Origin of the sequence: Siphonobacter sp. BAB-5405 (assembly GCF_002872335.1) — a bacterium.
Classification (GTDB): Bacteria; Bacteroidota; Bacteroidia; order Cytophagales; family Spirosomataceae; genus Siphonobacter.
Genome location: NZ_NJAG01000036.1, coordinates 253,196 through 267,145 on the forward strand (window position 1 = coordinate 253,196; position 13,950 = coordinate 267,145).

Annotated in this window: 8 protein-coding genes; 7 read left to right on the plus strand and 1 reads right to left on the minus strand. The window is 47.5% G+C overall.

Features of this window, described 5'->3' with window-relative positions; translation table 11 throughout:
• Nucleotides 1-39 precede the first annotated feature (39 nt).
• Nucleotides 40-465, plus strand: coding sequence for a response regulator (locus tag BWI97_RS20455; RefSeq protein WP_102202568.1), 426 nt, complete (start codon nt 40-42; stop codon nt 463-465).
• A gap of 280 nt (nt 466-745) precedes the next feature.
• Here BWI97_RS20455 and BWI97_RS20460 read toward each other — a convergent pair whose 3' ends face one another.
• Nucleotides 746-2,023: a sensor histidine kinase gene (locus tag BWI97_RS20460; RefSeq protein ID WP_102202569.1), complete on the minus strand. Its 1,278-nt coding sequence runs from the start codon at nt 2,021-2,023 to the stop codon at nt 746-748.
• A 421-nt stretch (nt 2,024-2,444) separates the two neighbouring features.
• Here BWI97_RS20460 and BWI97_RS20465 point away from each other — a divergent pair, with 421 nt between their 5' ends.
• From BWI97_RS20465 to BWI97_RS20490, 6 genes are all read left to right on the plus strand, one after another.
• Nucleotides 2,445-4,037 carry an ABC-F family ATP-binding cassette domain-containing protein gene (locus BWI97_RS20465; RefSeq protein ID WP_102202570.1) on the plus strand — a complete coding sequence of 531 codons (1,593 nt, stop codon included), beginning with the start codon at nt 2,445-2,447 and terminating at the stop codon, nt 4,035-4,037.
• Between the two features lie 516 nt (nt 4,038-4,553).
• Nucleotides 4,554-4,967, plus strand: a complete 414-nt coding sequence (locus BWI97_RS20470; protein WP_094808498.1) for a hypothetical protein — start codon at nt 4,554-4,556, stop codon at nt 4,965-4,967.
• A gap of 157 nt (nt 4,968-5,124) precedes the next feature.
• Nucleotides 5,125-6,207, plus strand: a complete 1,083-nt coding sequence (locus BWI97_RS20475; RefSeq protein WP_102202571.1) for an efflux RND transporter periplasmic adaptor subunit — start codon at nt 5,125-5,127, stop codon at nt 6,205-6,207.
• Nucleotides 6,208-6,232: 25 nt separating this feature from the next.
• Entirely contained in the window at nt 6,233-9,400 is a 3,168-nt protein-coding gene (locus BWI97_RS20480; RefSeq protein ID WP_102202572.1) for an efflux RND transporter permease subunit, read from the plus strand.
• Nucleotides 9,393-10,829: a TolC family protein gene (locus BWI97_RS20485; protein WP_102202573.1), complete on the plus strand. Its 1,437-nt coding sequence runs from the start codon at nt 9,393-9,395 to the stop codon at nt 10,827-10,829. Before BWI97_RS20480 ends, BWI97_RS20485 begins: the two co-directional genes overlap by 8 nt.
• 701 nt (nt 10,830-11,530) lie before the next feature.
• Nucleotides 11,531-13,939: a TonB-dependent receptor plug domain-containing protein gene (locus tag BWI97_RS20490; protein ID WP_102202574.1), complete on the plus strand. Its 2,409-nt coding sequence runs from the start codon at nt 11,531-11,533 to the stop codon at nt 13,937-13,939.
• Nucleotides 13,940-13,950 lie beyond the last annotated feature (11 nt).

Here is a 13,950-nt window from a genome sequence, read left to right on the forward strand (position 1 = left end):
ATACTTCTTTAGCGTAAATTTTACTCACATGTATACCCTATGAATCAAGCTATGATATGCCCGTTGATCCTGGTTGTGGAAGACGATAAAGAGTACCAGGAATTACTGGAAAGAGGCCACAAGAGAAGCCAAATCTCTTGTGAGTTTAAGATAGTAGATTCGGCGGAAGAGGCTTTTCAGTATCTAGAAAATCATCATACGATTCCCAATCTTATTTTGCTGGATTATGATTTGCCGGGTATGGACGGTTTGCAAATGGTAGAAGAGCTGAAAAAGTCGTCTTATCGGGCTCTGCCCATTCTTATGTTTTCCGTGCACAATCGTCCTCAACTTATTGAGCAGGCTTACGAAAAAGGGGTTAGTTCATTCATCCCCAAGCCTGAGGGCTATACTTCGATTATTGAGCTTTGGCACAGCATCTGTACCTTTTGGGGTGAGTATGCCAGTTTGCCTACGCTTACTTAACTTACAAGTATAGATTTACAATACTTTCTGCTGTATCCCGCGTGATGTAAAAAGCGGATTCTGTAGTGAATCGTTTGATTCTCTCCAGATTTACATACCTAGATTTGGGTGAGCCTGAAAAGATTACATCGCTAGTAGCTCAACCCATACTAAGGGCTTGAGTGAAGTACAGACTTCTTCTAATCGTCTATCTTCTTCCATAAGGCATCAAAGGCGGACAGTTCATGAGTGAGCAGTAACCGTTAACTCTGACTATTCATACCCATACAAAAGGCCTGATTCAGGAATGACTATCCTGTTTCTGGTTGATTAACAGACGAATACGAATCAGAGTACCTTTTTCGCTGGTTTCAATTTCCATGTTCGCTTTTAATAGCTCACATAAACGTTTGATAATAAACAAGCCAATCCCTTCCCCGCTGCTTTCACCGCTTTGTTTGTTACTCAATCGGGTTGCAGGAACTTCCGGATCCAGAATTTCTACCTGTCTATGCGAGCTGGTTGAGTGTACGTAAGGCTGTAGCTGCTGGGCTAATAGAGAAACGACTCCTTCTTTGAGGCCAGGACCTGTATCCTGCACACTTACCTGCCAGCGGGAGTCCGTTTCCTGTATCCAGGTCACGTTTACCCATCCTTTTTCCGTATACTTGAGGGCATTGAGTAAGAGATTCTGAATGATCCGTTCTATCTTCATGGGATCGCCCACTACTAATAATTTCGGTGGACCATCAACATTTAGCTTCAGCTTTTTGGTTTTTGCCAGCCCTTCAAACCGTTTAATGATTTTCTGTAGTAATTCACTGGCATCGAACGGCTGGTTCTCAATTACTTCCTGACCAGCTTCCAAGCGAGCGTAATTCATCAACTGCGTAAGCATATCTTCGGCCGCTCGTATATTTTTCGCCAGCATTTCCAGAAACTTTTGCCGATCCGACTCCTTCTTGGGCAGCTGCAAGGAAGCCGTAGCTCCCGACATTAGTCCCAGATTACCGCGTAAATCATGCGAAACCTGCCGCAGATGTTCCCCCCGTTGTTTTGTAATTTCCTCCAGGTTTTTCAGGGCATTTTCCAAGGTTCGTACCTGTTCAGCGGCGGCCGTTTGGCGAAGCTGATCAAAGTACAAAATGCTTCCTAAATTTAAATCTTTAGCTAACTGAAGAAGCTGGCGATGAGCATGCGTCATTACGTGTACTTGCGTATCCGGATACTGGTCCAGAAAGGCCTGGAATCGCTCCTGAATGACTTCGTATAAATGACTCAATTCCCGCGACAATTCACTGAGGGAATATCCACTTTGCCAGCGATGAAGCCCGTGCTCTTCGGAAAACTCAAGAACGTTGTTGTTTTTTGTCTCGCCTTTGATGCGTTGCGATAGATAGTTAAGCAGACTCGGAATTTGATCGTTGAATTCTTCCCGTGAGAAGTTGGTATGCTTAGGAGAGGCCGGATCACTGGCACACCGCATCCGCCAAGCGTTCAAAATAGTTTCCCGATTAGCAAAGAGATAATCTGTTAATAAATCGAGCTGGGTACTGTATTCCGAGTTCTGTTTAGCCATTGGCTGGAAGATCTGATGGATCCCTTGATTTGCTTAATAAACCTTGAATGGACGAAAGAGTTTTGCATTCACGGATTTGAATCATGGCTAGCGGAACGGATTAAACCCCAGTCCTTGATTTTTTACGCCTATCTTTAGCATTAATCGAATGCTCGTGCCTATCTTTGTCGCATCTTAAAGATCATTTCCATGTTATAGTTAAGTAAATCGGACGGGTACTACCCCTTTATCACTTCTCTTTCACGAAGTTTAGATAGTAGTCCAATTCACCCCTACGCCTTGGTAGTGGGTTCTTACTTAGCCCTTATGTGATTCATCGTTTTTCTTCTTAGGCCGTAATCGAGCCATCCCTACCCAACGTTTCCGCCCCGCAGCCGGGCCCGGATCGTCAATTCTTTTTATTTTTTTAAGACTTACCTTCATGAGTATAATCGTGAACGCACTTTCCTATGTGCATGCCAACGGTGACGCCCTACTGGACTCGATCAGTCTTTCAGTTGCTACGGGGGAAAAAGCCGCTCTTGTCGGCAATAATGGCGTAGGAAAATCTACTCTACTACAAATCATTGCAGGCCAGCGGCAAGCCGCTTCGGGAGAAATAGTCCTTTCCGAAAAACCCTATTACGTACCCCAGCATGTAGGTCAATATGATTCATATACCGTTGCCGAAGTACTGGGCGTGGCAGAAAAGCTGAAAGCCCTACGGGCCATCCTTTCGGGCGACGCAGCTGAAGCACATTTTACGACATTGGCCGATGACTGGGAACTGGAAGAACGCCTACAGGCGGCCTTTGAATCCTGGCACATCAAAACCCTCGATCTCAACCAAACCCTTGAAGGGCTGAGCGGTGGTGAAAAAACCAAGGTTTTTTTGGCGGGCCTGTTTCTGCATTCGCCCGGTATTGTGCTATTAGACGAACCGACGAACCACCTGGATGGTACGAGTCGCCAACGGCTGTACCGTTGGCTTAGTCAAAGTAAAGCTACCGTACTCATCGTCAGTCACGATCGGGCTTTGTTGAATCAGTTGGATACTACTCTGGAACTTGGCAAGGGCCATCTGGAGGTATACGGAGGGAATTACGATTTTTACCAGGAACAGAAACGAACCCAGCGGGAAGCGTTAAAAGCACAGGCTGATGAACATGAAAAAACCCTTAAACAGGCACAGCAAAAGGCTCGTGACCTAGCTGAGCAACGCCAAAAACAGGAAATCCGGGGTAAAGCCCAGGGGCAGAAACAGGCACTGCCCCGCATCATTGCCGGTGGTCGAAAAACTCAGGCCGAACAAAGCACGGCCAAGCTCAAAGAGGTCCATCAGGAAAAGCTACAGGACTTATCCGGTCAGCTTCGCTCGGTACGTACACAATTGCATCAGACTCAGCCCTTACATTTAGTACTGGAATCTTCTGATTTGCACCATGGAAAGCTGCTCATCGAAGCTCAGCATCTCAACCAGCATTTGGGGGAATCCAGTCTTTGGCCAGAGCCCTTACAGTTCCAGATTTGTTCCGGCGACCGTATTCGAATTCAAGGGCCCAATGGGTCGGGTAAAACAACACTTTTGAAACTGGCAACGGGTCAGCTAACGCCTTCCCAAGGAGAAGTAACACGAGCGGATTTTTCGTACGTCTACCTTGATCAGGAATATTCACTACTGGCCAGTGAACTGACGGTTTTTGAGCAGGTTCAACGGTTCAACAACCGACAATTACTGGAACATGATTTGAAGAATCTCCTACACCAGCATCAATTGCCGCGGGCAAGTTGGGATCGTACGTGTGATAGCTTGAGTGGCGGGGAGAAAATGAAACTGGCCCTCTGCTGTTTGCAGGTTAGTCAAAACCGACCCGATTTGCTGTTACTGGACGAGCCTACCAATAACCTGGACTTAACCAGTCAACAGATTTTCACGCGGGCTGTAAAAGATTTTAAGGGCTCCTTACTCGTGATTTCGCACGATGAATATTTTATTGAAGAAATCCAGGTGAATCGTACGCTTTTGTTATCTTGAACAAAAAGCTCAGGTGGTTACATAACTACCTGAGCTTTTATTGACTATAAATCATCCCTGGCTATTTATTCCTCTACTCGCAGGAGAGAAGTCCATGTCATACCCTCATCATTCGTTAGCCCTCTACATCCGCTTAGGTAGGTACGTTAGCAAAGCTCTGTCATTTGCTTAAATCTTACTAAAACCTGATAAATATTAAAAAAAGTCAATTCATTCTTCTGTATAAACTAAAAAACAGGCTTAAAAGGGATTTTAAGCCCTTTTTAATACAATATGCAGGGTCTTATTTCTTAAATGAATCTAATTTTGGTCAACCAAGCAGACGGTATTCCCCAGTATCTCTGATGTATAGCCCACTAGGATAGACTTTCGATCGAAACTTCCGAACTGCTTCCTGCATCTCAAACTTCGTAAAACGCCTGATCGGTACTCATTACAACGAGTAAAATGGCTGAATAGCCTAAAGTTAGCCGGTTAGCCAACAAACGTGAGCCGGTGTGATTTTAACCAACGAGGATGAAGATTCGATTTTTCATATCGCTTTGTTTTCTCCTGTGGACAGGATGTAGCTCCTTATATGCGGCAACGTGTAAGGATGCTCTCCGCTATTCATCCCTTTCCATCGCTGGTTTCTGTGAAACGGCTCAGCCCGACACACCTGCCAATCTTCAAACGCTCCAATCAACCTCTTCCGAGGCTCGACACGGTAAAGCCAATCTGGAAGCAACCGAACTGAAAGAAGAGAAAGAAGATGAAAAAGGGCCCTTATCTCCTCAGCAACTTGACGTTGATCGTGCGTTCATTACGATAGCGTATCTTCCTTTATTTCACTGGCTTGTTCATTTTCAGCCGCTGCAACACCCACAGGGTCAGCAGGTTTCCTATGGTTCTCAGGACCGTTACCTTTTCCTTCGCGTACTTCGCTTATGAGCTTAATCGGGTTTTGTAACTGAACCTGACCTTACATATCCATTACCCTCCATTACAATTAGCATCCCGCTCAGGGGATGTTGCTGGATTGTCTTGTTTACACCTTCCATAATAACTACTTAGTAACCCGTATTCCGCTTTAAAAAGCAATACCCCTATGAATCGAATGCTCCTGCTGATGAGCTTGTGTGGCCTATTGTGCCTCGCAAGCTGTGAATCCAAACACGAAGAAAAGGAAGAGGAAACCAAATATTTGGTGACCAGTCCCGCCCAAATGGATACGCTGATTACGCAAAATTACGTATGCCAAATCCACTCCATCAGCCACATTGAACTTCGGGCTCAGGAAAAAGGCTATCTGCAGAACATCTACGTGGACGAAGGAAAGTTCGTTAAGAAAGGACAGCTTCTGTTCCGCATCATGCCGAACCTGTATCAGGCCGAATTCCAGAAAGCACAGGCCGAAGCCAAAGCGGCCCAGATTGAAGTAGACAACGTTAAGCCCCTGGCTGATAAAAACGTAGTCGCCAAAAATGAACTGGCGATGGCGATGGCAAAACTCGAAAAAGCCAAAGCCGAACTTTCCCTCGCTCATACGCATCTTGATTTTACCGAAATCCGGGCCCCTTTTGATGGCATCATCGACCGTTTTCAGGTACGGTTGGGGAGTCTGGTGGATGAAGGCCAATTGTTAACCACGCTCTCTGATAATCGCCAGTTGTGGGTGTACTTCAACGTACCGGAAGCCGAATACCTCAATTTCAGGGCTCACAACCAAAACCAGGACAAAATTAAGGTGAACCTCTTAATGGCAAACAATGAATTGTTTGCTCATCCCGGCGTGGTCGAAACCATTGAAGCGGACTTCAATAACGAGACGGGTAACATTGCTTTCCGGGCCACCTTCCCCAACCCTAAAGGTCTGCTTCGTCACGGCGAAACGGGTAATATTCAAATGGCCGTCCCGCTGAAAAACGCCCTCATCATTCCGCAGAAAGCCACGTTCGAGGTACTGGAAAAACGATACGTATACGTGGTGGGTAAAGACAACAAAGTACACTCGCGTGAAATTACCGTCGGAGCCGAGATGCCCGACCTCTACGTAGTCAAAGAAGGTTTAGCGGCTAATGACAAGATTCTTCTCGAAGGTATCCGTAAGGTACACGACAATGATAAAATCGCTTATAACTACGAGGACCCCAAATCGGTGATCCCGAAATTAAAAGTGTATACCGAGTAGTAGAAGCATTTAAAATATTCAGCGTATGTTTCGTCAATTCATTCATCGACCCGTACTGGCAATTGTCATTTCACTGGTCATTATATTAACGGGTATACTGGCCATCAACAGTCTGCCCATCTCCCAGTTCCCGGAAATTTCTCCCCCAATGGTTATCGTACGGGCGTCGTATCCCGGAGCGAGTGCCAAGGTACTGACCGAATCGGTGCTGATTCCGATCGAGCAGGCCATCAACGGGGTTCCAGGCATGAAGTACATGACTTCCGATGCTACGAGTGCCGGGGAAGCCAACGTTCAGGTTGTCTTTAACCTGGGTACGAACCCCGATCAGGCGGTCGTCAACATCAATACCCGGATTGCTCAGGTACTCAACCGGCTGCCCGTTCTGGTCCAACGCGAAGGGATCATTGTGAACCGGATCGTGCCGAACATGTTGATGTACGTCAACCTGTATAGTAAGGACCCGCACGCCGACATGAAGTTCCTCTTCAACTTTGCCGGGGTCAACATGTTACCCGAATTGCAGCGTCTGGGCGGGATTGGTCAGGCGAGTATCCTCGGTAGCCGTCAGTATGCCATGCGGATCTGGCTGAAACCCGACCGGATGCGGGCCTACAACATTTCGGCGGACGACGTGATGGAAGCACTTAACGAGCAAAGCGTCATCGGATCGCCGGGTCGTTTGGGTCGAAGCGACGGAAAGCGGGCCGAAGCTCTGGAGTACGTACTGACCTATCAGGGCCGCTACAATGATGTAGAGCAGTACAAAAATGTGATCGTCAAGTCGAATCCGAACGGAGAAATTCTGTACCTGAAAGATGTAGCCAACGTAGAGCTGGGCAGTGAGTACTACGATATTTACTCCAACCTCAACGGCTATCCTTCGGCGGCTATTGTCCTGAAACAAACGTACGGTAGTAACGCTTCGGACGTAATTAAAGAAGTAAAAGACAAACTGGAGGAGCTGAAGAAAACGTCCTTCCCGCCGGGCATGGATTACAAAATCAGCTACGACGTTTCCAACTTCCTCGATGCTTCCATTGAGGGAGTAATTCACACCCTGCGGGATGCGTTTATTCTGGTGGCTCTGGTGGTATTCATCTTCCTGGGCGACTGGCGTTCAACGCTGATTCCGACCATTGCCGTACCCGTATCGTTGATCGGAGCCTTTACCTTCATGCAAATGTTTGGGCTGACCATCAACATGATTACGCTGTTCGCTCTGGTACTCGCCATTGGTATCGTAGTCGATGATGCCATTGTAGTCGTCGAGGCCGTGCACGCCAAGATGGAGGAGAAGCATTTATCGCCCTATAAAGCGGTAAAAGAAGTACTGCACGAGATTAGCGGAGCCGTAATCGCCATTACGCTGTTAATGACGGCGGTATTCGTTCCAGTTGCCTTCATGACGGGTCCCGTAGGGATTTTCTACCGGCAATTCTCAATTACCATGGCTACGTCCATTGTACTTTCGGGTCTGGTTGCTCTAACGCTTACGCCGGTACTCTGTGCCATGATTTTGAAGAATAACCACGGCAAGCCCCGCAAGAAAACGGTACTGAACCGGGCTCTGGACAGCTTCAACCGCGGTTTTGATAAACTAACGGGTAAGTACACTGGCCTGTTACGTATGATCGTGAATCGTCGGGTGATCACCTGGGGTATTCTGCTGGTCTTTGGGTTGGGCATCTTTGGTATTTCCAGTACCCTGCCTTCAGGCTTTATTCCCAGCGAAGATCAGGGGATGATTTACGCCATCATTCAGACGCCTCCGGGTTCTACCCTGGAACGTACCAATGACATTGGCCGTAAGCTTCAGTCTATTGCCGAAAAAGTAGAAGGGATTGAGTCGGTTTCTGCTTTGGCCGGTTACGAGGTATTGACGGAAGGTCGGGGTTCCAACGCCGGTACCTGTTTGATTAACCTCAAGCCCTGGTCAGAACGCCACCAGACCGTGAACGAGATCATCTACGAACTGGAAGAAAAAGCCAAGGCCATTCCCGGAGCGACGATCGAATTTTTCGATCCCCCAGCCGTACCGGGTTACGGTGCTGCGGGTGGTTTCTCGCTCCAGTTGCTGGACAAAACCAACAGCGGGGATTACAACCAGTTGCAGAAAGTCACGAACGATTTCATGGCTGAGCTGAAAAAACGGAAAGAACTGATGGGTCTGTTCACGTTCTACAGTGCGAACTACCCGCAGTACGAACTGGAAATTGATAATAAACTGGCCATGCAGAAGGGCGTTTCTATTGGCAATGCCATGAACACGCTGTCCATTCTGATCGGTAGTACCTACGAGCTGGGCTTTATCAAATTCCAACGCTTCTTTAAAGTATTCGTACAGGCCGCTCCCGAGTACCGTCGCTTACCGGACGATCTGCTGCAACTGTACGTGAAGAACGATAAAGGTGAAATGGTACCTTTCTCAGCCTTCATGAAAATCAAGAAGACGCAGGGAGCCAACGAGATTAACCGCTACAACATGTACACGACGGCAGCCTTCCGGGGTGCTCCAGCCAAAGGATACAGTAGTGGTGAGGCCATCAAAGTTATCAAGGAAGTAGCGGCCAAAACGCTGCCGAAAGGATATGACATTGACTGGGCCGGTCTTTCGAAAGATGAGGTAATGCGGGGGAACGAAGCCATTTACATCTTCCTCATCGTACTGGTATTCGTTTACATGGTACTCGCTGCTCAGTACGAAAGCTTTATTCTGCCGCTGGCGGTTATTTTCTCACTGCCCGCCGGTATTTTCGGCTCCTTTGCTCTGATTAAAATGATGGGTCTGGCCAACGACATCTACGCTCAGGTAGGTCTGGTCATGCTGGTTGGTCTGCTCGGTAAAAACGCCGTATTGATTGTGGAGTTTGCCGTACAGAAACACCGCGAAGGGATGTCGGTCTTCAATGCGGCCATCGAAGGAGCCAAGGCTCGTTTCCGACCCATTTTGATGACTTCTTTCGCCTTTATTGCGGGATTGATTCCGCTGGTGATTGCTACGGGCCCCGGTGCCATTGGTAACCGTACCATTGGTTCATCCGCTCTGGGCGGGATGCTTTTCGGAACGGTCTTCGGCGTGATTGTCGTACCGGGTCTGTACTACATCTTCGGCAGTATTGCGGCCAAGCGTAAACTCATCAAGCACGAAGAGGAAAATCCCTTAACTGAAGAAATTGAGCATCATGTTTAGAAATCGAATCATTCAGTACGCGGGCCTGATTCTTTTTTGCCTGCTGTACACCACGGCGTGTAAGGTACCTTCGCTGGTGCCGAAAACCGAAAATAAAAAGTTACCGGGCAGCTACGGCTCTTCGGAGGATTCTACCAACACCGCTCAGCTTAAGTGGCGGGAGTTTTACAACGACCCCAATCTGGTAGCCCTGATTGACACGGCCCTGAAGAATAATCAGGAATTGAATGTGGTCTTGCAGGAGATTGAGATTTCCCGGAATGAAATCAGTGTCCGCCGGGGGGAATACCTCCCCTTCGTGGGCCTGAGAGCCGGAGCGGGTTTCGATAAAGTACCCCGGTATACCAACATCGGAGCCATGGAAGCCACTACGGATATTAAACCGGGCAAACCCATGCCCGAACCCGTACCCGACCTTGGCTTAGGGGCCTACGCTCGCTGGGAAGTGGATATCTGGCACAAACTGCGGAATGCCCAGAAGTCAGCCGTGAAACGGTATCTGGCTTCCAGCGAAGGTCGGAACTTCGTCATTACGAACCTGATTGCCGAAGTGGCCAATAATTACTTCGAACTGTTGGCTCTGGATAATCAGTTGGCCATTCTGAAACAGAACATCGAGATTCAGACCAATGCACTGGAAATCGTGCGACTGCAGAAGCAGGCTACCCGGGTAACGGAACTAGCCGTACGTCGATTTGAAGCTCAGGTATTGAATACCCGAAGCCTTCAGTACGACATCCAGCAGCGGATTACGGAAACGGAAAACCGGATTAACTTCCTGCTGGCTCGTTACCCCCAGCCCATTCCCCGGAACGACGATGCCTTTAATACCATGATTCCGAAAACGATCCAGGCGGGCTTACCCTCTCAACTGCTCACCAATCGTCCGGACATTCGCCGGGCGGAGTTTGAGCTGGCTGCGGCCAAGCTGGATGTACAGGTAGCCCGGGCTCAATTCTATCCTTCGCTGGGTATTTCGGCTTCCTTGGGATACCGGGCCTTTAGTCCTGCGTATTTGTTCAGCACGCCCGAATCGATTCTGTACTCATTGGCGGGTGAACTGGTGGGACCCCTGGTCAACCGACGGGCCATTACGGCTACTTACGCCAACGCTAATGCTCGCCAGACGCAAACGGTTTACAACTATGAGCGGATCGTTTTGAATGCGTATTTTGAGGTAGCCAATCAACTGGCTAAGATCAATAACCTGGAAAGAAGTTATGATCTGAAATCGCAGGAAGTACAGGCTCTGACCCAGTCGATTGGCATCTCCAATGATTTGTTCCAATCTACCCGGGCGGATTACATGGAAGTATTGCTCACCCAACGGGATGCTCTGGAATCACGATTTGAACTGATCGAAACCAAGAAGCAGCAACTTAATGCCATGGTGAATATCTATCAGGCCTTAGGAGGCGGCTGGAATTAATACATTCGTCAAGCGAGTACGCTGACAAAAAAGCCCGGATTCAGTTGAATCCGGGCTTTTTTATTGGTTCAGAAAACGCTTTTATTGTCAAAGCCTCTCGGAGAAATGAATGCAACCTTACCTGTATCTAGAGAAATTCCTGGAATAACCTGGTAAAGCAGGCTATGCTTACCGATCCGAGTAGGTTTGAACTCTAGTATTCAGCAGAAATCATTAAACAAATTTTAATATAGATTAAACTGAGGTTAGTCTATAAAAGCTCGTTTACGAATAAAATAAAAAGTTTTCTATCGTTTTCTTGCTTCACTTTTTACTTGCCGTGACGACTAGTAGCGTGTTCCTTTCAGGCCTCTTTTCTCAGAAGTTTACGTCTTTCATTATACGTTATTTAGGATATAAATAATGTATCAATTATTTCACTATCCATTACAATATTCTATTTATCAACGACTTGCACAGTATAAACAGTCAAAATAAAGGGTATCTATTTCATAAGATCGGCCATTCGTAGAAGTACATCACCGGACGAATGAAACCCTAAAATACAGGCTAGCAGCCTCTACCGATTTACGTACTCGCTTCATTGTAATCTTCAGCATTTTTAAAAACGGCGTTCGGAATTTTAATCCCGTTTTTATATTTTCGCAGCACCATTTATTTAGTCTTGGTCTAAATAACATCCCATTGAAATTTTACCACGCATGAAATATATCTATCTGGTGTCCTTACTGCTGGCCAGTGGTCTGGCTTTTGCTCAAACCAGTACGCTTCAGCTCGCTACCGTGAAAGGCAACATTCATTTCGAAGGAGGTACCGGAGTAGAGCATGTTACGGTTCGCATTAAGAATAGCAATGTGGTAACCATGTCCGATCAACAGGGCGGTTTCGAGCTAAAGAACGTACCCTACGGACATCAGGAAATTCTGATTACATCGGTAGAAATCCAGCCCAAGAGTTTAAAACTCAGCGTTCATAAATCGTCTCACAGCGTATCTGTTCTCGTTAATAAGGCCATCCAGGATCTGGCTGAAGTGCAGGTGACCCACAAAACCGAGAAGAAAGAGCTGGAAACCCAGGGATTTGCGGTCAACGTAATCGAGACAAAGGATGTCGCCACCCGCAATTTTCAAACCAACGAAATGCTGGATCGCACCGTTGGGGTACGCGTTCGTCAGAACGGGGGTCTGGGTTCGGCGGTGACGTATAACTTGAATGGCATGTCAGGTGAATCGGTACGTATATTTATTGACGGCATTCCTATTTCCACCTACGGAGCTTCGTTCAGTTTGAACAGCATTCCCCCGGCCTTAATCGAGCGAATTGAAGTATACAAGGGCGTCATCCCGGCTCATTTGTCGGACGATGCCCTGGGCGGAGCCATCAACGTAATCCTGAAAAAAGGAATGAGTAATAACCTGACGGCCTCGGTTTCGTACGGTTCCTTTAACACGCTACAGGCCAATGTCAGCGGTACGCACCGGTCAGCCAAAAGTGGGTTCACCGTAAAAGCATCAGGTTTTTATAATTACTCGGACAATGATTACGAGGTGTGGGGAAAATTCGTTCGGAATATTCTTCCGAATGGCCGCTATGATTACGTTCGAGCTCGTCGCTTTAACGATGCCTATCGCTCCGTGGGCGGCCAGATTGAACTGGGTTTCACGGATGTAAAATGGGCCGATCAGTTTTTCATTGGCTACAACGGTTCCAGCGATTACAAGGAAGTGCAGCACGGAACGTACATGTCCATTCCCTACAAAGGACGTTTTACGGAATCCGAAGCCCATGTATTCAGCCTGAATTACCGCAAGAAAAATTTCATGGTGAAGGGCCTGGAATTAACCGTAAGCGGCATGTCGAGTATGCGGAAACAGGTGGTTGTGGATACGGTGAAATGGAATTATAACTGGTACGGGGAACGTAGCGTTGGACTGGACGGCAGACCCATTCTGCGTCCCACCGGTGCTCAGCAGGGTGCTCCAACGATCAATCACATCAACCGAAACGTGACGACCTTCCGGGCGGGGGTTAACTATGATTTTCACAAAAACCACCGATTGGTTGTCAACCACATCTACTACAACATTGACCGGGATCAGCAGGATTTTATGCGATCCGTCGTGGAGCGGGAATTTATCGGAACCCGTAATCTGTCCAAGAATATCACTTCAGTAGCCTATGAACTGAAAGCACTGGATTCCAAATTACGAGCGAACATTTTCGGTAAATATTACCAGCAGAAAATCGACCGCATGGACCCCGTGCTGGTGGAAAATAACCGCCGGGAGAACCGTACGTCGAGTAACAAAACGACAACTGGTTACGGAGCAGCTCTTTCCTACGCGGTTATCCCTAATCTGTACCTGCTTACTTCCGCTGAACGGGCCGTACGCCTGCCCTCTGAAAATGAAGTCTTTGGTAGTCCGGGCGAGAACATTGTGGAAAATTTCGGAATCCGTCCGGAAGTCAGTAACAATCTCAACGTGGGTTTCCGAGCCGGTACGTACACGTCTGGCTCACACAAGTACAACTTTGCTCTGTCTGGCTTTATTCGGGATACCCGCGATAAGATTGTCCAACGAGTGAACCCGCGTCTGAACGATGCCGTACAAACCGATCCATTTGAAAATTTGGGCAAGACGAAATCGATTGGTTTTGAAGTCGAGGGTAACTACATCTATAACAATAACCTGACCGTTGGGCTGAGTGCTTCAAAGTTCAATTCGGTTTTCAACATGCAGTACGACCCGAATGGTCGGGAATATGATTACTACCGTCGTCAATTGCCCAATGAGCCGTTCTTCACCATTAACAGTACCGTTCAGTATTCCTTCAAAAATGTGCTGAAGTCAAACTCAAGACTGAATGTGTATTACGGATTTCGTTTCGTAGAGCGGTTTTACACCACCTGGATGATCATTGAGGATTTCCGCACCCCGCGTCAGTACATCCAGGATCTGGGAGCGAGTTACATGTTCCCTAACAAACGCTTCATCGTGAGTGCTGACGTCAAGAATATGTTCGACCGACAGGCGTACGACAATTTCGCCGTTCAGAAGCCCGGACGAGCCTTTTACCTGAAGTTAAATTACACTATAAACAATTTTTAATCAATCGCTTC

What these genes read in the sequence shown, in the direction of transcription:
- BWI97_RS20455 (WP_102202568.1), top strand. Translation starts at nt 40, where the DNA reads ATGAATCAAGCTATGATATGCCCGTTGATCCTGGTTGTGGAAGACGAT.
- BWI97_RS20460 (WP_102202569.1), bottom strand. Translation starts at nt 2,023, where the DNA reads ATGGCTAAACAGAACTCGGAATACAGTACCCAGCTCGATTTATTAACA.
- BWI97_RS20465 (WP_102202570.1), top strand. Translation starts at nt 2,445, where the DNA reads ATGAGTATAATCGTGAACGCACTTTCCTATGTGCATGCCAACGGTGAC.
- BWI97_RS20470 (WP_094808498.1), top strand. Translation starts at nt 4,554, where the DNA reads ATGAAGATTCGATTTTTCATATCGCTTTGTTTTCTCCTGTGGACAGGA.
- BWI97_RS20475 (WP_102202571.1), top strand. Translation starts at nt 5,125, where the DNA reads ATGAATCGAATGCTCCTGCTGATGAGCTTGTGTGGCCTATTGTGCCTC.
- BWI97_RS20480 (WP_102202572.1), top strand. Translation starts at nt 6,233, where the DNA reads ATGTTTCGTCAATTCATTCATCGACCCGTACTGGCAATTGTCATTTCA.
- BWI97_RS20485 (WP_102202573.1), top strand. Translation starts at nt 9,393, where the DNA reads ATGTTTAGAAATCGAATCATTCAGTACGCGGGCCTGATTCTTTTTTGC.
- BWI97_RS20490 (WP_102202574.1), top strand. Translation starts at nt 11,531, where the DNA reads ATGAAATATATCTATCTGGTGTCCTTACTGCTGGCCAGTGGTCTGGCT.